General features: G+C 54.4%; 21 protein-coding genes, 1 tRNA gene and 1 pseudogene. 13 read left to right on the top strand and 10 right to left on the bottom strand.

Annotated elements, in window-relative coordinates:
* Both ADICEAN_RS15165 and ADICEAN_RS15160 read right to left on the bottom strand, forming a co-directional pair.
* Positions 1 to 289 (bottom strand): annotated as a pseudogene (locus ADICEAN_RS15165) (M24 family metallopeptidase); the annotation flags it as partial.
* A 481-nt stretch (positions 290 to 770) separates the two neighbouring features.
* Positions 771 to 1,706 carry a LysR family transcriptional regulator gene (locus ADICEAN_RS15160; protein WP_009196509.1) on the bottom strand — a complete coding sequence of 312 codons (936 nt, stop codon included), beginning with the start codon at positions 1,704 to 1,706 and terminating at the stop codon, positions 771 to 773.
* 88 nt (positions 1,707 to 1,794) lie between these two features.
* On the opposite strand from ADICEAN_RS15160, the gene ADICEAN_RS15155 reads away from it, so the two are divergent.
* The 9 genes from ADICEAN_RS15155 (at position 1,795) to ADICEAN_RS22875 (ending at position 9,011) form a co-directional block, all read left to right on the top strand.
* The gene (locus ADICEAN_RS15155) at positions 1,795 to 3,282 is read left to right on the top strand and encodes an NADP-dependent isocitrate dehydrogenase (protein ID WP_009196508.1); all 1,488 of its coding nucleotides are present in this window, start codon (positions 1,795 to 1,797) and stop codon (positions 3,280 to 3,282) included.
* Between the two features lie 250 nt (positions 3,283 to 3,532).
* Entirely contained in the window at positions 3,533 to 3,859 is a 327-nt protein-coding gene (locus ADICEAN_RS15150) for a hypothetical protein (RefSeq protein WP_009196507.1), read from the top strand.
* Positions 3,860 to 3,952: 93 nt separating this feature from the next.
* Entirely contained in the window at positions 3,953 to 4,672 is a 720-nt protein-coding gene (locus ADICEAN_RS15145; RefSeq protein WP_009196506.1) for a DUF6671 family protein, read from the top strand.
* 183 nt (positions 4,673 to 4,855) lie between these two features.
* Complete coding sequence (locus ADICEAN_RS15140; RefSeq protein WP_009196505.1) at positions 4,856 to 5,371, top strand: hypothetical protein; 516 nt, start codon at positions 4,856 to 4,858, stop codon at positions 5,369 to 5,371.
* On the top strand, positions 5,368 to 6,330 hold the full coding sequence (locus ADICEAN_RS15135; protein ID WP_009196504.1) for a sodium-dependent bicarbonate transport family permease: 963 nt from the start codon (positions 5,368 to 5,370) through the stop codon (positions 6,328 to 6,330). The genes ADICEAN_RS15140 and ADICEAN_RS15135 overlap by 4 nt, the downstream gene beginning before the upstream one ends.
* 111 nt (positions 6,331 to 6,441) lie before the next feature.
* Positions 6,442 to 6,741, top strand: coding sequence for a thioredoxin (gene trxA / locus ADICEAN_RS15130; RefSeq protein WP_009196503.1), 300 nt, complete (start codon positions 6,442 to 6,444; stop codon positions 6,739 to 6,741).
* 134 nt (positions 6,742 to 6,875) lie between these two features.
* Complete coding sequence (locus tag ADICEAN_RS15125) at positions 6,876 to 8,045, top strand: lycopene cyclase family protein (protein ID WP_040397457.1); 1,170 nt, start codon at positions 6,876 to 6,878, stop codon at positions 8,043 to 8,045.
* Positions 8,045 to 8,653, top strand: coding sequence for a hypothetical protein (locus ADICEAN_RS15120; RefSeq protein ID WP_009196501.1), 609 nt, complete (start codon positions 8,045 to 8,047; stop codon positions 8,651 to 8,653). Before ADICEAN_RS15125 ends, ADICEAN_RS15120 begins: the two co-directional genes overlap by 1 nt.
* A gap of 154 nt (positions 8,654 to 8,807) precedes the next feature.
* Positions 8,808 to 9,011 carry a hypothetical protein gene (locus ADICEAN_RS22875; protein ID WP_009196500.1) on the top strand — a complete coding sequence of 68 codons (204 nt, stop codon included), beginning with the start codon at positions 8,808 to 8,810 and terminating at the stop codon, positions 9,009 to 9,011.
* Here the strand turns inward: ADICEAN_RS22875 and ADICEAN_RS15110 are convergent.
* The 7 genes from ADICEAN_RS15110 to ADICEAN_RS15080 all read right to left on the bottom strand — a co-directional run bounded on the left by ADICEAN_RS15110 (position 9,006) and on the right by ADICEAN_RS15080 (position 15,421).
* The gene (locus ADICEAN_RS15110) at positions 9,006 to 10,037 is read right to left on the bottom strand and encodes a hypothetical protein (protein ID WP_009196499.1); all 1,032 of its coding nucleotides are present in this window, start codon (positions 10,035 to 10,037) and stop codon (positions 9,006 to 9,008) included. The genes ADICEAN_RS22875 and ADICEAN_RS15110 overlap by 6 nt on opposite strands.
* Before the next feature lie 133 nt (positions 10,038 to 10,170).
* Positions 10,171 to 11,292: a molecular chaperone DnaJ gene (dnaJ, locus tag ADICEAN_RS15105; RefSeq protein WP_009196498.1), complete on the bottom strand. Its 1,122-nt coding sequence runs from the start codon at positions 11,290 to 11,292 to the stop codon at positions 10,171 to 10,173.
* A gap of 7 nt (positions 11,293 to 11,299) precedes the next feature.
* Positions 11,300 to 11,884, bottom strand: coding sequence for a nucleotide exchange factor GrpE (locus ADICEAN_RS15100; protein WP_009196497.1), 585 nt, complete (start codon positions 11,882 to 11,884; stop codon positions 11,300 to 11,302).
* A gap of 246 nt (positions 11,885 to 12,130) precedes the next feature.
* A complete protein-coding gene (gene obgE, locus ADICEAN_RS15095) occupies positions 12,131 to 13,132 on the bottom strand; it encodes a GTPase ObgE (RefSeq protein ID WP_009196496.1) in 1,002 nt (333 codons plus the stop codon).
* 131 nt (positions 13,133 to 13,263) lie between these two features.
* On the bottom strand, positions 13,264 to 13,839 hold the full coding sequence (locus tag ADICEAN_RS15090) for an adenylate kinase (RefSeq protein WP_009196495.1): 576 nt from the start codon (positions 13,837 to 13,839) through the stop codon (positions 13,264 to 13,266).
* Positions 13,840 to 13,922: 83 nt separating this feature from the next.
* The gene (gene hpt / locus ADICEAN_RS15085; protein ID WP_040397453.1) at positions 13,923 to 14,447 is read right to left on the bottom strand and encodes a hypoxanthine phosphoribosyltransferase; all 525 of its coding nucleotides are present in this window, start codon (positions 14,445 to 14,447) and stop codon (positions 13,923 to 13,925) included.
* A 59-nt stretch (positions 14,448 to 14,506) separates the two neighbouring features.
* Positions 14,507 to 15,421 (bottom strand): M20/M25/M40 family metallo-hydrolase, encoded by a 915-nt coding sequence (locus ADICEAN_RS15080; protein WP_009196493.1) that lies wholly within the window; start codon positions 15,419 to 15,421, stop codon positions 14,507 to 14,509.
* A gap of 155 nt (positions 15,422 to 15,576) precedes the next feature.
* On the opposite strand from ADICEAN_RS15080, the gene upp reads away from it, so the two are divergent.
* Genes upp through ADICEAN_RS15065 form a run of 3 tightly spaced genes read left to right on the top strand, consistent with a single transcriptional unit; the run spans position 15,577 to position 17,620 of the window.
* Positions 15,577 to 16,224, top strand: coding sequence for a uracil phosphoribosyltransferase (gene upp, locus ADICEAN_RS15075; protein ID WP_009196492.1), 648 nt, complete (start codon positions 15,577 to 15,579; stop codon positions 16,222 to 16,224).
* Positions 16,225 to 16,230: 6 nt separating this feature from the next.
* Positions 16,231 to 17,178, top strand: coding sequence for a calcium/sodium antiporter (locus ADICEAN_RS15070; RefSeq protein ID WP_009196491.1), 948 nt, complete (start codon positions 16,231 to 16,233; stop codon positions 17,176 to 17,178).
* A gap of 46 nt (positions 17,179 to 17,224) precedes the next feature.
* A complete protein-coding gene (locus tag ADICEAN_RS15065) occupies positions 17,225 to 17,620 on the top strand; it encodes a hypothetical protein (protein WP_236612934.1) in 396 nt (131 codons plus the stop codon).
* Positions 17,621 to 17,670: 50 nt separating this feature from the next.
* Here the strand turns inward: ADICEAN_RS15065 and ADICEAN_RS15060 are convergent, their stop codons facing one another.
* Positions 17,671 to 18,336 (bottom strand): SH3 domain-containing protein, encoded by a 666-nt coding sequence (locus tag ADICEAN_RS15060; protein ID WP_161622718.1) that lies wholly within the window; start codon positions 18,334 to 18,336, stop codon positions 17,671 to 17,673.
* A gap of 130 nt (positions 18,337 to 18,466) precedes the next feature.
* Here ADICEAN_RS15060 and ADICEAN_RS15055 point away from each other — a divergent pair.
* Positions 18,467 to 18,539, top strand: a tRNA-Lys gene (locus tag ADICEAN_RS15055).

The raw sequence follows: 18,539 nt of genomic DNA, 5'->3' as shown, positions 1-18,539 counted from the left end.
GCTTGCCCTTGCCCGGGTTGTAGATCAGCAGGATGGTGCGCCGGCGGGCTGCCAGCCAGGTGGCGGGCAGCATGGTCTCAATCACCGGGTCTTCGTTATATTCCCGGGCGCTGATGATCCACATATCCAGGCCCTCGCGCTCCATCAGGGCAGGCAAGACGGTTTGCAGGCGCTCCTCGAGCCAGGCATCGCGCAGCCGCGCTTCTTCCTGCAGGGATAAGATCTTAGGGGTCTGGCCCAGGCAGGTGAGACTGAGCAGTAGTAGGAGAAGAATCCAGCTATGGCGCATGAGATGGGGGTTAATTCCCTAGTTTAGGTATTTTGCCGTAATAAAAAAATTCAACTACTCTTATTCTACTCGTCTGGCAGGCTGCTGCTCATTGGGCTTTAAAAGGCAAACGGTATTGTTTATTTTTTAATTATGTATACATTGATTTTTATAAACATGATTAATGAATTGTTGCCGGAACATACGCTTCACCGGCGGATGCGGCAGTAGTACCATGCTGTAGCATTTTCTTAAGCGGGTGATTGAAGAGGAGAGGGAGAGGGGTATGTGTGCCCGGGTTGTGGCTTTCCGGGCATGCGGGTAAGGCAATCCCGATACTGATTTAACGAATCGTGTCCCATTTAACGAATCGTGTCCCAGCGCAATGGTGCGGCAGGCCTGTGGCTCACAGATCTGCCTTCAGAGGGTCTGTGCGCGTGGCCGGCCGCACCACAGACCCTGGAAATACTGGCCACTTTAAGAATTAATGTGGTACTAGGGGTCAGCGGGCGGCTTTGTAGTGCTCCAGCCAGCTGAATTTTTGCTGGATAATGCGGTCTTTATCTTTGTTGAGAAAAGCCAGGTAAGCGCTTGCTGCAGGTGAAAATTTCTTGCCTTTTAGCCAGATCAGGCTCCAGGTAGACTGGATCGGAAAGCCCTCCAGGGGGATAATTTGAAGTTCCCCATCGTGGAGGTTGTTTTTAATGCCAATCAGGGGCATGATGGAGAAGCCCAGGCCTGCTATTACGGCCTGCTTGACTGCTTCATTTGAGGTAAGCTCCAGCTTTTTTTTGACCGGCAGGTGGTGCTGGGTGATAAATTTTTCCATCACATGCCGGGTGCCGGAGCCCTTTTCCCGATAGATCAGCGGAATGGCTTCCAGCAGGCTGATGTCATAGGATTTGCGCTGAAACTGCTGGTCCATGTTGCCAACCAGGTACAGGCGGTTGGGCATCAGGTCAATTTGTTCGATCTGCAGATGCTCCGGCACAACCGATACCAGTGCAAAATCCACTTCATTTTGTTCCAGGCTCTCTACCACCTTGCTTTTGTTGGTGACATCAAGCGCCAGCTCGATGCCCTGATGCAGGTTTAGAAAATCGCTCAAAAAATAAGGCATTACATATTTACCGGTGGATACCGAGGCAATCTTGAGCCGGCCGGTTAGCTGGCCTTTATAGGCCATGGTCTTGTAATTGATGGCATGCACCTCATGAAGGATCTTTTCAGCTGCCTGGGCAATCTCCTTTCCAAAATCAGTAATAAACAGCCGGCGCCCTACCAGTTCGGTAAGGGGGATATCGAACTGATCCTGAAAATTTTTGAGTTGAATAGATACGGCCGGCTGGGTGAGGTGAAGTTCTTCGGCTGCTTTGGTGATGCTCTGTGTCTGGGTGATCTTAAGAAAGACTTGTAGCTGGTGGAGAGTATAGTTCATAACGAATCATTATGATTATCATTAAAAATATAAACTTTTATTAATAATATCAAGCGCTCATATTTGCTGAAGAAAAAAAATTCAGCCTATGGAACTTTCAACCACTTTTCAATCAGATGCCCAGGTACTGGAGGCGCCCGTAGCCACCAAAATTACCATTGCCCGGGGCGATGGCATAGGGCCCGAAATCATGGAGGCCACCCTGCGCATCCTGCAGGCTGCCGGCGCACAGCTTGAGCTTGAGGAAATAGAGGTAGGCGAGCAGGTGTACCTGTCGGGCAATACCTCCGGAATCTCTAAAGAAGCCTGGCAGTCCCTTATCCGCAATAAAATATTTTTAAAAGCGCCCATTACCACCCCTCAGGGCGGCGGTTACAAAAGCCTGAACGTAACCATGCGCAAAACATTGGGGCTTTATGCCAATATACGGCCCTGCGTAAGCCTGCATCCCTTCATTGCTACCAGGCATCCAAAGATGGATGTGGTAATTGTCCGGGAAAATGAAGAAGACCTGTATGCCGGCATTGAGCATCAGCAGACCGATGAAGTGGTACAATGCCTGAAGCTGATCAGTCGGCCCGGCTGCGAGCGGATCATTCGCTATGCCTTTGAATACGCCCGCCAGTATGGGCGCAGGAAGGTTAGCTGTTTTACCAAAGACAACATCATGAAGCAGACCGATGGTTTGTTTCACCGGATCTTTGACAAGATCGCCAGCGAATACCCGGATATCCGCAACGAACACCTGATTGTGGACATTGGGGCTGCCCGCCTGGCGGATGCTCCCGAGCTGTTTGATGTGGTGGTGATGCCCAACCTGTACGGGGATATTCTCTCGGATGTGGCGGCGCAAATTACAGGTTCGGTAGGGCTGGCCGGTTCTGCCAACATTGGGGAGAGCTGCGCCATGTTTGAAGCCATCCACGGTTCGGCACCGAGCATAGCCGGAAAGAACGAGGCCAACCCCTCGGGCCTGCTGCAGGCAGCCTGCATGCTGCTTAGCCATATTGGCCAGACCGAGGTTGCCCAGAGGGTGCAGAATGCCTGGCTCAGAACCCTGGAAGAAGGAATCCATACGGCCGATATTTATAAAGAGGGAGTGAGCCGACAACGGGTGGGAACACAGGCGTTTGCGCAGGCCGTTATTGAGCGGCTTGGTCAGCAGCCGGCACACATCAGGGCTGTTCAGTATGCGGCTGGTACATTTCAGTTGCCGCCCTATACGCCCCAGCTGCCGGCTAAAAAAGAGCTGCTTGGTGTAGATGTATTTGTACACGAGCATAGCCGCGATCCAGAACAGCTGGGCCGGCGGCTGCAGGCACTCAATACTCAAGGCCTCCGGCTAAGCATGATCACCAACCGGGGCGTAAAAGTATGGCCCGAGGGCTTTGAGCAAACCTTTTGTACCGACCATTGGCGCTGTCGTTTTGAGGGGACAGAAGGCAAGCCTGTAGAAAAAACGCAACTGCTGGCACTGCTTGGCAAAGCCCTGGAGCTGGAGATTGATGTGATCAAAACCGAAAATCTCTACTCCTTCAATGGAAAAAGGGCCTACTCCCTGGGGCAGGGGCAATAACAAGAGTACTATCCCTTTCAGCTACCATAGAATCCTATCAACATGAAGATGCTACCCTATCGCCTCCAGCGCCTGATAAGCATTGGTCTGCTGCTGGCCAGCCTGGGCATGCTCTGCTTCAGCCAGCAGGTAATGCTGACAGAGCTTAGCAAAGGCCTGCTGGTACTAGCCTGTTTGAACATGCTACGGGCTTTTTCGCTGCAACCAATTACTTCTTCCCAAACACTAATCACTACTAAACAACCAAGCCATGAAAACAATCAACCTACTATCCGGGCAGTACACGCCGGCAGAAGCCTCAGACCTAGTACTTCAAATGCTCAACCACACGATCAACTATTACAAAATTAAAAACTGGAGCTCTCAGGTGCGTTTCAATGAGCCGGATGCCGAAAGCATGCAGCGCCTGAAGGAATTGCAGCAGGCCAAGCAGCAGCTGGAAGTGGGCATTCGCCAGGCGCAGGAGCAGGGGCAACTGCTTACCCTTCAATCGACTCTTATCCTGGGGGAGCAGCAAGCTACTCCACACCACCAGCTAGTGCCCGAAGCAGAATGTTCCAGGGCAGAAGCCTGCTAATTGCCAGCCGGCATGAAAAGGAGAAGGTGCTGGCACCTCTTTTCACAAAGGCACTGGGGCTGGTGTGTCAGGTAGCCGAAAGGTTCGATACCGATGCGCTGGGCACTTTCTGTGGGGAGGTTGAGCGAAAAGATACCCCCCCTGGCCACCGCCAGAGCCAAATGCCTGCAGGCAATGGAGATGTACGGCTGCGATCTGGGAATTGCCAGCGAAGGCTCCTTTGGGGCACATCCGCAGCTTCCGCTGCTGCCGGCCAACCAGGAATGGCTCATCTGCATCGACAAAAAACTGGGATGGGAGTGCTGGGCTCAGACCTTAAGCCTGGAGACAAACTTTGATGCCGCGGAAATAGCGCAGGAGGAGCAGCTCAGGGCATTTGCCAGGCGGGCGGGCTTTCCGGAGCATGGACTCATCCTGCGCGCTTCCCGCTCTGATACAAGCGACATATGCAAGGGGATCACCAGCTGGCAGCAACTAGAGGAGGGCTTTGGCCGGATGCTGCATCGGTACGGCAGGGTTTTCGTGGAAACCGACATGCGTGCCCTGTATAATCCCAGCAGGATGAAGGTGATTGAAGAGGTGGGGCAGAAGCTTCTGCAACAAATCCTTACGCCTTGTCCGGGCTGCAGCATGCCGGGCTATAGCCTGCGGCAGGTAGTGCCCGGTTTGCCCTGCAGGCACTGCCTGACTCCAAGCCACTCGGCCTTGTATCATGTGTATAGCTGCCAGTCGTGTGGCTACCAGCACAGGCAGCAGCATCCCCAGGGTGTGGCCTATGAAGAACCCATGTACTGCCAGAAGTGTAATCCCTAGTGGCCGCCGCCCGGCATGCCTATTCCCTGCTAGCAGCTGCAGCCTCCCTTCCCCCTGCAGCGCTAGGGGGGAGGCTTATGCCTGCCGGATCATCTGTTGCAAACTGCTGTGTACTCCAGAGGCTGGGGCGTTTTGTGCTCCTGTTCTCTTTTCCGACAACCTTATACCCCCTTTCAATCGCCTATGAATCCCTCATCCAATGAACCAGCAAGCTTGTTTCTGCTGTGTCCGGCCAGTCAGCTGGAGCCTTTTATAAGGCAGCACGTTGGGCAGCACACCTATTTTCTTACGGCCCTGGCCTCGGTGTTTGATGTTGATAATGTGCCCTATGCCGAAGCCCTGGTAGATTTTCTGGAAACGAATGCCATTCGGGAGCTGTATGTAGTCCAGGACCTGAACTGCCGGTTTTTGAGGACTGTTTTGTCTGGAGTGCCGGGAACCGGCACAGCTGCCGAAAGGGTGCTGCAGGCGCTGTACTGTACCCATTTTGAGTATGTGATGCGGACAGGCACGTTTCGGATACAGTGCTATCGGCTGGCACGGCTGCACGTACTGCAGCAGGCAGAGCAGTTGCTGGCCAACGGGTTGTTGCAGCGTGCCATTGGCCGCAACAGGATAGCCCTGCGCGCCATGATCTGTGACAAATCGACCCGGCTTGTTGAGACGATCGATCTAAAGCCAGAGGGGATCTGTTTATGAACCTTAGTCTGCTGATTGATAATCTGACAAGCCCGGCCCTTTTGTTCTTTTTGCTGGGCATTTTGGCCGTTCGGCTAAAGAGTGATCTGGAAATTCCGCAAAATTCGTCCAAGTTCATCTCGCTTTATTTGCTGTTTGCTATAGGCTTTAATGGCGGGCGGGAGCTGGCCCACAGCCAGCTGAGCCTGGAAATTGGCTGGTCTGTGCTGTTTGGCGTGCTGAGTTCCTGCTTAATTCCGCTCTATACCTTTTTTCTGCTCAGAAAGAAGCTCAGTGCAGAAAATGCGGGGGCCATTGCGGCGGCCTACGGGTCCATCAGTGCGGTTACCTTTGTGACGGCGGTTACCTTTCTGGAGCTGCAGAAGATCCCCTATAGCGGACATATGGTCGCCATTATGGCCCTGATGGAAGCACCTGCCATTGTGGTGGGGGTGCTGCTGGTGAGGCTGTTTGGCGAGAAAGACAGTGCAGCACCCGGTATTCGGAGCATGCTGGGGCATTCCTTTACCAATGGCAGTGTGCTCATGATCCTGGGCAGCCTGGCTATAGGGGTACTGGCCAGCGAAAAGCATGCGCAGGGCATCGAGCCCTTCACAACGGATATCTTCAAAGGGTTCCTGGCCCTTTTTCTGCTGGATATGGGCATTGTGAGCGGGCGTAAGCTCAATGATTTTCTGAAAAGCGGGTGGTTTACCTCGGCTTTTGCAGTGCTGGTTCCCCTGCTGAATGGCTGTGTGGTTGCCCTGCTGAGCGGCCTGGTGACGGCCCATGCGGGTGATCGGTTTATGCTGGCGGTGTTAGCCGCCAGTGCTTCTTATATAGCCGTGCCGGCCGCCATGAAGATAGCCGTACCCAGGGCCAACCCGGGGCTTTACCTGCCCATGGCCCTGGCCGTTACCTTTCCTGTTAACATTACTTTTGGGATGCCGCTGTATTTGTCGATAATTGTATGGGGATAACCTTCTGCTGAAAGGCCATTTTCTTTTGCGCAAGCAGTACTGTACAGCCTGAACAAGTAAGGGTAATTTTGGTGTTATACAGCTAGCCTAGAACCAGACATCTCATTTGCAATGAAAGGAAACTTCACCGAACTGATCAGCGGCAATACCCCGGTACTGGTAGATTTTTATGCTACCTGGTGCGGGCCCTGCCAGATGATGCCCCCCATTCTGGAAGAGCTCAAGAACCAGGTGGGCGAAAAAGCAAAGATCGTTAAGATAGACGTGGATAAGAACCAGGCCCTGGCCAGCCAGTTTAAAGTGCGCGGGGTGCCTACCCTGATGCTGTTTAAGAACGGCAAAGTGGTTTGGCAACAAAGCGGCGTGCAGCAGGCGGCCCAGTTGCGCCGAATAATTGAGCAACATGCCTAAACCCGCATACTTTTCAGGCCCGTTTTTGCGTTGTAGAGATACGCGTTTATTATAGGGTAATTGATGAAAGTTCAGTGGCAGCCTAGGCTGTTGCTGAACTTTTTTTATGTTGCAGCCCCGTAGCTCCCAATTTTGTGTCACAGCCCCCTCCATATGATTTTATACTGGCAGGTGCCGGTGGTGCTGGCTTAAGCCTCGCCTGGCAGCTAACCCATTCGCCCCGGCTGCGGCACATGCGCATCTTGCTGATCGACCGGGACGATAAGCGCCGCAACGACCGCACCTGGGGCTACTGGGCAAAAGGGGCAGAGCCCTTTGATGCGCTGGCCTCCTGGCAGTTTGAGGAGGCTGAGTTTTTTAGCCAGGCCTATACCGCCCGTTTTTCACTGGCTCCCTACAGCTACCGGGTGGTGGAGGGCCAGCGCTTTTATGAGGGGGTGCGCCAGTGGCTGCGTCAGTTCCCGAATGTAGACTGGGTGCAGGCAGATATAACAGGGCTGGCAGATGGTGAAGAAGGGGCCCTTGTGCATACCAGCATGGGGAGCTATAGGGGGCGCCGGGTATTCAACAGCTGCTTTCTGGATGAGAAACTAAGCAGGGCAGAAGCAGGGGGCGGCCTGAACCTGAAGCAGCATTTTAAGGGATGGGTAATTGAAACAGAGCAGCCCAGTTTTGCGCCCGACTGCCTGCGTCTGTTTGATTTCCGCACCCCCCAGATCGATAGTCTTCGCTTTTTTTACCTGATACCCCACAGTCCCCATCGGGCACTGGTGGAGTATACGCTCTTTTCAGCTTCTCTGCTGCCTCCCGTCGCCTATGAGCAGGCGCTGCAGACGTACATTCAGCAGGTGCTGCAAGTGAGTCAGTACCGGATTGTGGAAGAGGAATGGGGGGTGATTCCCATGACCACCTACCGCTTTCCCAAAAGCAGCGGCCGGCACATTATCCATATTGGCTCGGCCGGGGGAGCCTCCAAGCCCTCTACCGGCTACACCTTTCGGCGCATGCAGCAGCAGGCCCGCCATATTGTGCAGCAGCTGGAGGCCGGCGCCCCGCCGCTACCCGCCGACAGCCCCCTGCGCCACCGCCTTTATGATGCTACCCTGCTGAACATCCTCCACAAAAAGGGAGCGCAGGGAGAGGCGGTGTTTGCCCGCCTGTTTGCCCGCAACCCTCCCGGCCGGCTACTGAGGTTTCTGGATGAGGAAACGCAGGCCGGCGAAGAGCTACAGCTGATGCAGACGGTGAACAAGCCCCTGTTTATGGGCAGCATGCTAAACCTGGCAACCGGCCTGCCCTTCTAATGCCGCTGCAGCTACCCCCTTACCCCATAGCCGGCCTTGATTTTGGCAGTAAACTGGCAGGCACTACGGTGCTGGCGCTGCTAAGTCCTGCAGGCGAGCTGCGGCTTTTTCAGAGTGAGAAGAAAAAAGATGCCGATTTTTTTCTAAAAACTTTACTGCGCCAATTCCTGCCAAAAAAGGTGTTCATTGATGCGCCGCTGAGCCTGCCCGGTGTGTATCAGAAACTGCCGGGCTATGAGGATTTTTTCTACCGAAAGGCCGATCGGGAGCTGCAGGCCATGTCGCCGCTTTTTTTGGGCGGGCTTACAGCCCGGGCCATACAGTTGCAGCACAAGATGCTACCAGATAAAGTGCAATTTATCGAGACCTATCCGGCGGGCTGGGTACGTTTTTTTGGGGCTAATGTGCAGAGATATAGAGAGAAAGCAGGGCCATCGGTACATTTTAGCGAAATAATACTAGACACCCTCCCTTTTATCACACGCCCTTTTGAGTGCCATAACTGGCATCAGGCCGATGCCCTGATTGCCCTGATCAGTGGCCTGCGCTATGAAAATCAGCAACATAGCATTTATGGAAATTCCGCCGAAGGACAAATTGTAATCTAAGGTGGAACAATAATCATTTATACCTTACAGCGTAAGGTCTGAGTTTCAGGCATTCACTCATTTGCTACTATTTTTGAGAAAAGTTATAAACATTTTTTCAACCTCACTCGTAGATGTGTTGACAACCATGTTCATAACTTTTTTAACTAATTGAATGGCAGCCTTAAACCACCACCTGCCCATGGTAGCGCAAGAAGTAAGTAACAGAGGGGAGCAGCTATTTCTGCTGAAGAGCTACAGCCGCTATTTGAAGCTATGCAAAAGTGGCTTTCCGAACCACGATGCCCGTTTTATGACCGGCCTGCACGACGAAGACCTGTTCAGAAAAGCTGGCGATATCTACAAGACCTACCTATAATTTCACCTTCTGTACCAGCAGCGACAGGCTGGTGCGCAAAATCTCCCCCATATTCCGGCATTCCAGAAAGTCCGGTTCGCTGTAAAACTTTGCCAGCTCCTGGCGCAAACTCTCTACATGATCCTGTGGTGCCAGTTCATCGTGCATCATGGTCCGGATCAGTTTCTTGATAATCGTTTTAGAGGATAAGATCCGGTTGGCGATCAGGGCCCGCTCTTCCTTTTGGTATTGGGCCATGGTAGTAGGGGTCATGTTGCGGATGCCCACCTCTATGATGGGGTTGTTCTGCTTAAAGTACTGGGGCATGTACACCGCCCGCCGCCCCTCATACGACTGCTGGTCAAAATCAATGGCCCGGATGCGGTAGTGGATCTCTTCAAAATCGGGCGTAATCTCAATCACAAAGTTATTGCTGTGCATATCGCCCAGCAGGCGCACAAAGCAGCGCTCGTTGAACTTCACAAACTCCTTGGCCAGGCGTATCTCGTTCAGGGTTTTGTCTTGCAGGTACTTGCGGATAAACTCATCGCCCGGAATGCCGGCTATGTGCTCTTCAATGAGGGTCTCGTCATGCACCACATAGTTGATGCGGTTGGGGGAAAGCAGGTGCTCCAGCTCCAGCCCGTAGATGCGGGAGGCATCGGCCTGCTTGATGTAAAAGTAATCGAAGTTGTCGTTGATGTTGTTGACAATGCGCACCCGAAAGGGCTTGGTATTGCCATATACGCACACATCTACCCGGTCTATGGACAGGTGGTCCATAATGGCGTAATCCCCCTGGGCCTTCAGTTCGGCATAGATCTTTTTTAGGTTCTGGTAAATGGTTTCCATTTCCGACTGTGGGTAGAAAACCGTTTCCCAGAGCGTATCTGCCCCAAAGCGATCGTAAAGGGCGATGGAGTTATCGTAGCGCAGCAGGTCTTTGTAGGTGATGGGCAGCTCGGCCTCCCGTTCCTGGCTGCGCAGGTAGGCCCGTAGGTGCCGGCTGATGGGGTAAATTTTCTTTTTTCTGCTGATCAGGGCCATGGAGGATGGGTATGGGGTATCAGGTATCGGGTATCGGCTACCTGCCTCGCCGACAGGCGGGGCAGGGGTGTTGGGTGGCACATTGAGCGAGCAGGCCGGTATAAAAAAAGCCGGCTGCTAAGCCGGCTATGAATTAAAAGAACTCGCGCATCTTATCAAAGAAGCCCTTTTCCTTTTTATCGGGTTTAGGATCAAAGTTGGGCGAATTGCGCAGGCGCTCCAGCATTTCCTGTTCTTCGCGGCTGAGCTGCTGCGGGGTCCAGAGGTTGATGTGGATGAGCTGATCGCCGGTCTCATACCCATTGATGTCGCGGATGCCCTTGCCGCGCAGGCGCAGGATTTTGCCGCTTTGGGTGCCGGGCTCGATCTTGATCTTTACCTTGCCATCCAGGGTAGGTACTTCTACGGAGGTGCCCAGGGCCGCATCGGCAAAGTTCATGTACAGATCGTAGGCTACGTTGTTGCCTTCCCGCTTCAGGAACTCATGCTCCTGCTCTTCAATGACAATGAGCAGCTCGCCGGGAATGCCGCCGCCCGGAGGCTCATTGCCCTTGCCCGACATGCTCAGCTGCATGCCTTCGGCTACGCCGCTGGGTATGCGAATGCTGATCACTTCTTCCTTCTGCTCCAGGCCGGTATTGTCCACACCGGTAGGTTTCTGGTCAATCACCTTGCCGCTGCCATGGCAGGTGTGGCAGGTATTGGCCGATACCATCTGGCCCAGCATGGTGTTTACCACCTTGCGGATCTGGCCGCTGCCCTGGCAGGTGCTGCAGGTTTTGTAGGTAACCCCTTCGGCAACCACCAGACGTTTTACCTTTACTTTCTTCTCTACACCGGCTGCTATTTCTTCCAGTGTTAGCTTTAGCTTGATGCGCAGGTTGGAGCCCTTGCGCTGGCGTCCGCCACGGCCGCCTCCGCCCCCAAAGAAGCTCTCAAAGGGGTTGCCACCGCCACCGCCAAAGATATCGCCAAACTGGGAGAAGATATCGTCCATGTTCATGCCGCCGCCGCCAAAGCCGCCGGCGCCGCCCATGCCTGCATGGCCAAACTGATCATAGCGCTGACGCTTGTCGCCATTGCTCAGCACCTCGTAGGCCTCGGCTGCTTCCTTGAACTTATCTTCGGCAGAGGGGTCGTCCGGATTTTTGTCCGGGTGGTACTTAATGGCAATTTTCCGGTAAGCTTTTTTGATCTCTTCCGGGCTGGCATTGCGGCTCAGGCCTAAAATCTCGTAATAATCGCGTTTCGCCATAGCTGTATTATGCTCCTGTCACTACCTTGGCGAAGCGGATCACTTTATCGCCCATGGTGTAGCCTTTTTCGATTACATCCACCACTTTCCCTTTCAGCGATTCGTCTGGTGCGGGTATCTGGGTAATGGCCTCCTGGTACTCGGCATCAAACTCGCTGCCGGGCTCAATGTCCATAACCTTTACCCCCTTGCGCTCCAGGGTGCTTTTGAGCTTGGTATAGATCAGCAGCATGCCTTCCCAGGTGCTGTTGCTTTCGCTTTTTTCGGCATCAAAGGTTTTGATGGCCCGTTCAAAGTCGTCCAGTACGCCCAGCAGGCTTACGGCCATCTCTTCACCGGCGGTGCGCACCAGTTCCTGTTTTTCCCGGGCCGTGCGGCGGCGGAAGTTCTCAAACTCGGAATACAGGCGCAGGTATTTATCTTTTTGCTCCTCCAGCTCGGCTTTCAGCTTCTGTTCGGCGCTGTCCTGCTCAGGAGCTTCCTTTTTGTCAGTATCAGGGGCGCTGTCAGCTGTCACCTGTTCGGTGGCCTCGCTGGCAGTGTCTATATCAAGATTATCGTTCACAAGGTCTTTTTCTTGTTCAGTGCTCATATCGTCAGCTTTTTGTGAGATCAGTAACAGGCAAACAATTACTTTGCCAAAGGGGTCAGGGTGTCAATTTGGCAGCGAGAGCAAAAGCATCATGTATGGCAGCATGATAGAGGCTCCCTAGTGCTTGTGCAGCATGAGCCCCTGTAGCTACCCCCTGACTTCCGACTAGGGGGTGTCCCTTCCGGCAGTACGCAGCTGTATCTGCCTATGCCAGGCTTAAGTTCATGGGGACCAGTCTGCTGGTGGCTATTCGTTTGATTCGTGCAGCGTTTTCCAGATCAGGTCTTTGAGCTTATCCAGGTTGTAGCCGGTTACGGCCGAGATAAAGAGGGTAGGCAGCTCGGTGGGCAGTTCTTTGCTCAGTTCCTGCATCAGTTCCTCATCCAGCAGGTCGCTTTTGCTTACGGCCAGAATACGCTGCTTGTCCAGCAGTTCGGGATTGTACTTGCGCAGTTCTTCCAGCAGAATGTCGTACTCCTTGCGCAGGTCTTTGGCATCGGCCGGAATGAGGAAGAGCAGAATGGAATTGCGCTCAATGTGCCGCAAAAAGCGCAGGCCCAGGCCTCGGCCTTCGGCTGCCCCCTCAATAATGCCGGGAATGTCGGCCATTACAAAGGAGCGGTAATCCCGGTAAGAGACCACCCCCAGGTTGGGCACCAGGGTAGTAAAGGCATAATCGGCAATTTCGGGCTTGGCTGCCGATACCGAGGAGAGCAGCGTGCTTTTGCCGGCATTGGGAAAGCCCACCAGGCCCACATCAGCCAGGATCTTCAGCTCCAGGATGATCCACTCTTCCCGGCCGGGCTCGCCGGGCTGGGCGTAGCGGGGCGCCTGGTTGGAGGGGGTCTTGAAGTGGTCGTTGCCCAGGCCGCCGCGGCCGCCGGGCGTCAGGATCTTTTCTTCGCCATCCTGGGTGATCTCAAAAAGCACTTCGCCGGTTTCGGCATCTTTGGCCACCGTACCCAGGGGCACCTCCAGGATCTCATCCTTGCCCTGGGCACCGGTAGAGTTCTGGCCCGAGCCGGCTACGCCATTCTGGGCAATTACGTGCTTGCGGTAGCGCAGGTGAATGAGTGTCCAGAGCTGGGCATTGCCGCGCAGGATCACATGGCCGCCCCGGCCGCCATCGCCGCCATCGGGCCCCCCTTTGTCTACATACTTTTCCCGCCGAAAATGAACGGAACCAGCACCGCCGGCCCCGGAGCGGGAGCAAATTCTTACATGATCTATAAAGTTGGACTGTGCCATATGAGCAAAGGGTTAAGGTAGCAGGCGGTTCTGCTTTTGTATACAAAAAATGCTGCCTTTTGGTTAAGGCAGCACCTGTTCGGTAAGGGGGTGCAGGGCGCTGGCGGTGCCGAAACCCTGGTAAGAGGGACTTAGCAGTACGCTTCTACTTTGCTGCAGATGGCCTCAAAGATCTCATCAATGCTGCCTACGCCATCTACGCCCACAAATTTATGCTGCTTTTTGTAGTACTCGGCTACGGGCAGGGTTTCGTCGCGGTATACCTGTATGCGGGTGTTGATCTTGGCAGGGTCCTGATCATCGGCCCGGCCCGATACTTTGCCACGCTCGGCTATGCGGCGCTTAAGCTCTTCTTCGGGTACATCCAGGGCTACCATGCAGGAGATGTCCAGGCCCAGTTCCTGCAGCATCTGGTCCAGCGCCTGCGCCTGCGGTACGGTACGCGGAAAGCCATCAAAGATAAAGCCGTTTACCCCCTGGTTGGATTCTATTTTGTCGCGCACCATGTTGATCACCACTGCATCGGGCACCAGCTTGCCGTTGTCCATGTACTGGCGGGCTTCTTTGCCCAGCTCGGTACCCTCGCTGAGGTGCTTGCGGAAGATATCTCCCGTAGACAGGTGCAGCAGGTTATATTTCTCGATAAGTTTTTGGCTCTGGGTGCCTTTACCAGCTCCCGGGGCGCCAAACAACACAATGTTTAGCATATAAAACAGCTTGATCCCGCAAGGGGCTTTTTAAAGAAGATTCAAAGATAAGGCGAACTGTTTAATTAAAAAAGACTATACGTCTAGGCCAGTGAATAGATATCATTCAAATTGCGGCCCTGCCCGTCGTAATCCAGCCCATAGCCCACCACAAACTTCTGCGGGATATCAAAGCCCACATATTTTAGCGTAAGCGATTCTTTGGTGGCGGCAGATTTGTGCAGCAGGGTGGCAATTTCCAGCGATTTGGGGCCCAGCTCCTGCAGCTCGTCCAGCAGGTGGCGAATGGTAAGGCCGGTGTCCACAATATCTTCCACAATGATCAGGTGGCGGCCAAAGATATTTTCTTCCAGACCGATCAGTTCCTTTACCCGGCCGGTGCTGCGCGTGCGGTTGTAGGAGCTCAGCCGAATAAAGGAGATCTCGGCGGGAATGCACATGTTGCGCATCAGATCGGCGGCAAACATAAAGGAGCCGTTCAGGACCGCCAGCAGCAGGGGGTTTTTATCCGCATAATCGTCATTGATGCGGGCTGCCAGCTGGGCAACCTTTTCCTGTATGCGGGTGCTTTCAATAAAGGGGGCAAATTCCTTATCCTTGATTATCATGGTGTTAGGGCCGATCATGTGAGGCGCAGGCATTTTAGCGCAAACATATAAAAATAAACTTATAGCTTCTCCATCAGGTGCTGGTAAAGCTGCAGCATGCAGGCAATATCATGCTTATGCACCAGCTCATCGGGGCTGTGTACACCTTCTTCGGGGGCGCCAATAAAGCACCAGTCAAAGGGGTAGGGCGATTGCTGCAGTTCCCGCCCGTCGCTGGAGCCGCCGCCTTCTACCTCCAGCTGGTAGTCGATGCCGCTTTCCTGGGCCAGGGCTATGATGCGGTTAACCCAGCTGCGGCGCGGAATGTTGCGGTCCCGCATGGAAATCACCACCCCCTTGCCGGGATGTACCCCTTCGGTTACCCAGGTAATGTCGGAGATCAGGGCCTGCTGCACCCCATACTCTTCATACATGATGCGGGCCAGTATGGGTACCGAGCCGCCGCCATGCTCTTCCCAGGCGGTAAAGCAGATAATGCCGTTTTCAAGTGTTTCGCAGAGTTTGAGGGCATTGAACACGCCCAGGCGATTATCCAGGTAGCAGCACTGGATGCTGTCTTCTTCTTCGCGCCAGTTGGGCTTAAACACCAGGCTGGTTCCCCGCTCAATGGCCCGGCCAAAGCGGTAGCTCAGCTGGCCGTCATCTTCTACCAGTTGGCACTCAATGGGGCCCAGGCGATCTTTGCCGGTAAGAATATAGCCGGTTTCGGCATGGGGGCCGCCTATGGGCACCAGCTGGTCCTGGTAGCGCACCGTAAAGCCAATGCTGTCCATATGGGCCAGCACGGCGGTGCGGGGGTTGCCAAAGACCAGCATGATGCAATCCTGCAGCTGCGGCCCTACGAGCACTTTGGGCTGCACCTTCCAGCGGGGGCTGTTGCGTTTGATGTAGCGCAGCAGGTACTCGGCCAGGGTGGCTTCTTCGCCACAGGGGGCATGGATGCTGCACAGATCGCGTAAAAGAGAGAGGTCCATAGGGTACAAAAAACACAAAGGTAGGGCAAAAGGGTGAACAGAAGCGGGGCTTCCGTATTTATTTAGGTAAGCACGGGCAGAATGCCGTAATTAGCCGGTGCGTATATTGCAGGAGGCTATTGCATTTTATAGCTTAGCAAACTTTTTCTACCGCTATGTTTGTACTCAATGAGCATGTTTCCATTGCCAATCAGTACCTGGCCGAGTTGCGCGATGTAGCCCAGCAGCAGGACCGCCTGCGCTTCAGGCTTAATCTGGAGCGCCTTGGCGAGCTGCTGGCCTACGAGATCTCCAAAACCTTTACATATACCCCCCGGGCAGTAAAGACCCCCCTGGCCGAGTGCCAGGTGCAGCTGCCCGAGCAACACCCCATACTGGTGCCTATTCTGCGGGCAGGACTGCCCTTTTACCAGGGCTTTGGCCGCATTTTCGATCGGGCCGATACCGGCTTTATTGGCGCCTACCGGGCCCCCTACACCAGTGCCGAAGACCTGAGCATTGCCCTCACCTACCAGACAACCCCCTCCATTTCCGGCCGTACGCTTATTGTGATAGACCCCATGCTGGCCTCTGGCAAATCCATGGTGCAGGCGCTGGAGACACTCTGTGAGCAGGAACAGCCGGCTCACATTCACATTGCGGCGGTGATTGCGGCCCCCGAGGGGGTTGCTTATCTAAAAGAAAACCTGGCGCTGCCTTATAGCCTGTGGGTGGCGGCAATAGATGACCGACTTAACGAACATGCCTATATTGTGCCCGGCCTGGGCGATGCCGGGGACCTGTCTTATGGAGAAAAACTCTAACAACGAATGATCTTTACCACCCTAGTGCTGCTGGCCGGCCTGACGCTGCTGATCATAAGCGGCGATTTTTTGGTGCGGGGCGCCTCCAGTCTTGCCCTGCGCATGCATATTTCTACCCTGGTGGTAGGGCTTACAGTGGTAGCGTTTGGCACCTCCGCCCCGGAGCTTTTTGTGAGCATCCGCGCCGCCCTGGAGGGCACCCCGGATATTGCCACCGGTAATGTGGTGGGCTCCAACATCTGCAACCTGGCCCTGGTGCTGGGGGTAACCTCGCTCATCCGGCCCATACAAGTGCACCGGGACAGTGTAAAGATCGACTGGCCGGTTACCATGGGCGCTTCGCTGCTGCTGTTCGGCATCATGCAGGGAGGGGAGATCAGCTTCTGGGAAGGAGCGCTTTTTGTGGTGCTGCTGATCCTGTATGTGGTGTTTCTGATTCGTAAAAGCCGCAAGGAGCACATCAGCCGGCAGGCCCTGCAGGATGTGGTGGAGGTTGCCCTGCCCTCAAATGCCATCTGGAAAGATGTGCTGTTTCTGGCCCTGGGGGTGGCGGGTCTTTATTTTGGCTCCGAGTGGTTTGTGGGCAGCGCCCGGGAACTGGCCGGCTATCTGGGCGTAACCGAGCGGGTGATCAGCATAACGGTTGTGGCGGTGGGCACCAGCCTGCCCGAGCTGGTTACCTCGGTTATTGCATCCTTTAAGCGGGAGAGTGATCTGGCCATTGGCAACCTGCTGGGCTCCAACATCTTCAATATTTTCTCTATACTGGGCTTTACCAGCCTGATAAAAGAAGTAGCGGTAAACGACACCATTTTAGGGGTAGACATGTTATGGATGCTGAGCATAACCCTGCTGGTGCTGCCCATGATGATCAGCAAGCGCGTAATCACCCGTCTGGAGGGGGGCGTGCTGCTGAGTACCTACATTGTCTATACCTATTTTGTGATCAGCTAACATGCTACAGGAGCTTGGTAAGTGGGCGTCCGTATTTTTTATAAGCATGATCAAGTTTGTAGGCGGGCCACTCGCCGGGGCGGCTACAAACCTGGGCTATCTTGAAACCGTGGCGCTTACCACCATGGGCATGATGACCACCGTGCTGTTGTTTACCCTGATGGGACCCCGCCTGCGCCGGGGCATCAGCCAGCGCCTGCGCGGAAATAGACCTGCCTTCAGCCAAAAAAACCGCCGTTTTGTAAAGATCTGGCAGCGCTGGGGAGTGTTTGGAGTGAGCTTTCTTACCCCCCTGATCCTAACGCCCATTCTGGGAGCGCTGCTGGCCAATGCCTTTAGCCATAACCGGCAGAAGATACTCCTGTATATGTTGGGGAGTGCCCTGTTTTGGGGGCTGCTGCTCAGCGGATTGGTGCTGAGCGCCCGGCAGGCGCTGCTCTAGAGAGGTGGTGCTTCAGTGCCGGTATTCTCTGCTGCGTATTTCTTTCCTTCTTATACGGTTCGGATAAGGTGTACCTTCACCCAGGCGATCTGATCGTTCCAGACCACCTTTAGCCATACATCCTCCCGGCCCAGCACCTCCAGCCGATGGCCGGCCTTTAGCTGGGTAAGCACGCCGGCCCCGGCTGATGGGCCCCGCATCAGGTAGGTATGGTCCTGCATCAGGATACCTCTGGTGTATTCGGGCTGAAAATTCACAAAGTAGCCCAGGGCCAGCAGCAGCACCAGCAGAAACAGGGGGGTAAGCACCGGGCGGTGCTGTTGTCTGATGCGCCGGTACAGGAGCAGACCCGTTAGCAGCAGGCTCAGGATCAGCAGCGTTAGGATAATGGGCAGCTGGTAGCGGCGAATGATGCTGGGCAAATATTCTTCCTCAATAAGATCGTAGCCCTGCAGTTTATGCTGGCCGGCCAGCTCCTTGATGCGGGTGCCGGCCGCCTCATCAGACGTTTCCCGGTAGTAGAGGTTCAGCAGGTAAAGGGCCTCGGGCACATGGCCAAGGCCCTCCTGTATGTAGGCCATGCGCAGCAGCATAGCGGGCGAAGCCTGCTGCTGCTCTAGCAGTTGCTGATAGAGGGGGAGGGCTTCGGTATAGGCCTGCTGGCCAAAAAGCGAATCGGCTTGCTGCAGGAGGCTGCCCGATTGCTGAGCGGCCAAAGGCGGTGCAAGCGCCAAAAAAACCAGAATTTTGAGGATAAGGTTTTGCAAATTCATGTTGAGTTCCTACCTTTGCAACGCAATAACGCAAACAAGGGCTCTCTTCACAAGGCGGCCCTGTTTTTTTCTCGATTCCGTAGCTCAGCTGGTAGAGCAATACACTTTTAATGTATGGGTCCTGGGTTCGAATCCCAGCGGGATCA

Origin of the sequence: Cesiribacter andamanensis AMV16 (assembly GCF_000348925.1) — a bacterium.
GTDB lineage: Bacteria > Bacteroidota > Bacteroidia > Cytophagales > Cyclobacteriaceae > Cesiribacter > Cesiribacter andamanensis.
This window is presented reverse-complemented; position numbering and strand designations above follow the sequence as displayed.

Excerpts from the sequence above, each read along its gene's own strand:
- ADICEAN_RS15090 (WP_009196495.1), bottom strand. The coding sequence starts at position 13,839 with ATGCTAAACATTGTGTTGTTTGGCGCCCCGGGAGCTGGTAAAGGCACC.
- hpt (WP_040397453.1), bottom strand. The coding sequence starts at position 14,447 with ATGATAATCAAGGATAAGGAATTTGCCCCCTTTATTGAAAGCACCCGC.
- ADICEAN_RS15120 (WP_009196501.1), top strand. The coding sequence starts at position 8,045 with ATGCCGCTGCAGCTACCCCCTTACCCCATAGCCGGCCTTGATTTTGGC.
- ADICEAN_RS15080 (WP_009196493.1), bottom strand. The coding sequence starts at position 15,421 with ATGGACCTCTCTCTTTTACGCGATCTGTGCAGCATCCATGCCCCCTGT.
- dnaJ (WP_009196498.1), bottom strand. The coding sequence starts at position 11,292 with ATGGCGAAACGCGATTATTACGAGATTTTAGGCCTGAGCCGCAATGCC.
- ADICEAN_RS15070 (WP_009196491.1), top strand. The coding sequence starts at position 16,231 with ATGATCTTTACCACCCTAGTGCTGCTGGCCGGCCTGACGCTGCTGATC.
- ADICEAN_RS15100 (WP_009196497.1), bottom strand. The coding sequence starts at position 11,884 with ATGAGCACTGAACAAGAAAAAGACCTTGTGAACGATAATCTTGATATA.
- ADICEAN_RS15155 (WP_009196508.1), top strand. The coding sequence starts at position 1,795 with ATGGAACTTTCAACCACTTTTCAATCAGATGCCCAGGTACTGGAGGCG.
- obgE (WP_009196496.1), bottom strand. The coding sequence starts at position 13,132 with ATGGCACAGTCCAACTTTATAGATCATGTAAGAATTTGCTCCCGCTCC.
- ADICEAN_RS15135 (WP_009196504.1), top strand. The coding sequence starts at position 5,368 with ATGAACCTTAGTCTGCTGATTGATAATCTGACAAGCCCGGCCCTTTTG.
- ADICEAN_RS22875 (WP_009196500.1), top strand. The coding sequence starts at position 8,808 with ATGGCAGCCTTAAACCACCACCTGCCCATGGTAGCGCAAGAAGTAAGT.
- trxA (WP_009196503.1), top strand. The coding sequence starts at position 6,442 with ATGAAAGGAAACTTCACCGAACTGATCAGCGGCAATACCCCGGTACTG.
- ADICEAN_RS15160 (WP_009196509.1), bottom strand. The coding sequence starts at position 1,706 with ATGAACTATACTCTCCACCAGCTACAAGTCTTTCTTAAGATCACCCAG.
- ADICEAN_RS15150 (WP_009196507.1), top strand. The coding sequence starts at position 3,533 with ATGAAAACAATCAACCTACTATCCGGGCAGTACACGCCGGCAGAAGCC.
- upp (WP_009196492.1), top strand. The coding sequence starts at position 15,577 with ATGTTTGTACTCAATGAGCATGTTTCCATTGCCAATCAGTACCTGGCC.
- ADICEAN_RS15110 (WP_009196499.1), bottom strand. The coding sequence starts at position 10,037 with ATGGCCCTGATCAGCAGAAAAAAGAAAATTTACCCCATCAGCCGGCAC.
- ADICEAN_RS15145 (WP_009196506.1), top strand. The coding sequence starts at position 3,953 with ATGCGCTGGGCACTTTCTGTGGGGAGGTTGAGCGAAAAGATACCCCCC.
- ADICEAN_RS15065 (WP_236612934.1), top strand. The coding sequence starts at position 17,225 with ATGATCAAGTTTGTAGGCGGGCCACTCGCCGGGGCGGCTACAAACCTG.
- ADICEAN_RS15140 (WP_009196505.1), top strand. The coding sequence starts at position 4,856 with ATGAATCCCTCATCCAATGAACCAGCAAGCTTGTTTCTGCTGTGTCCG.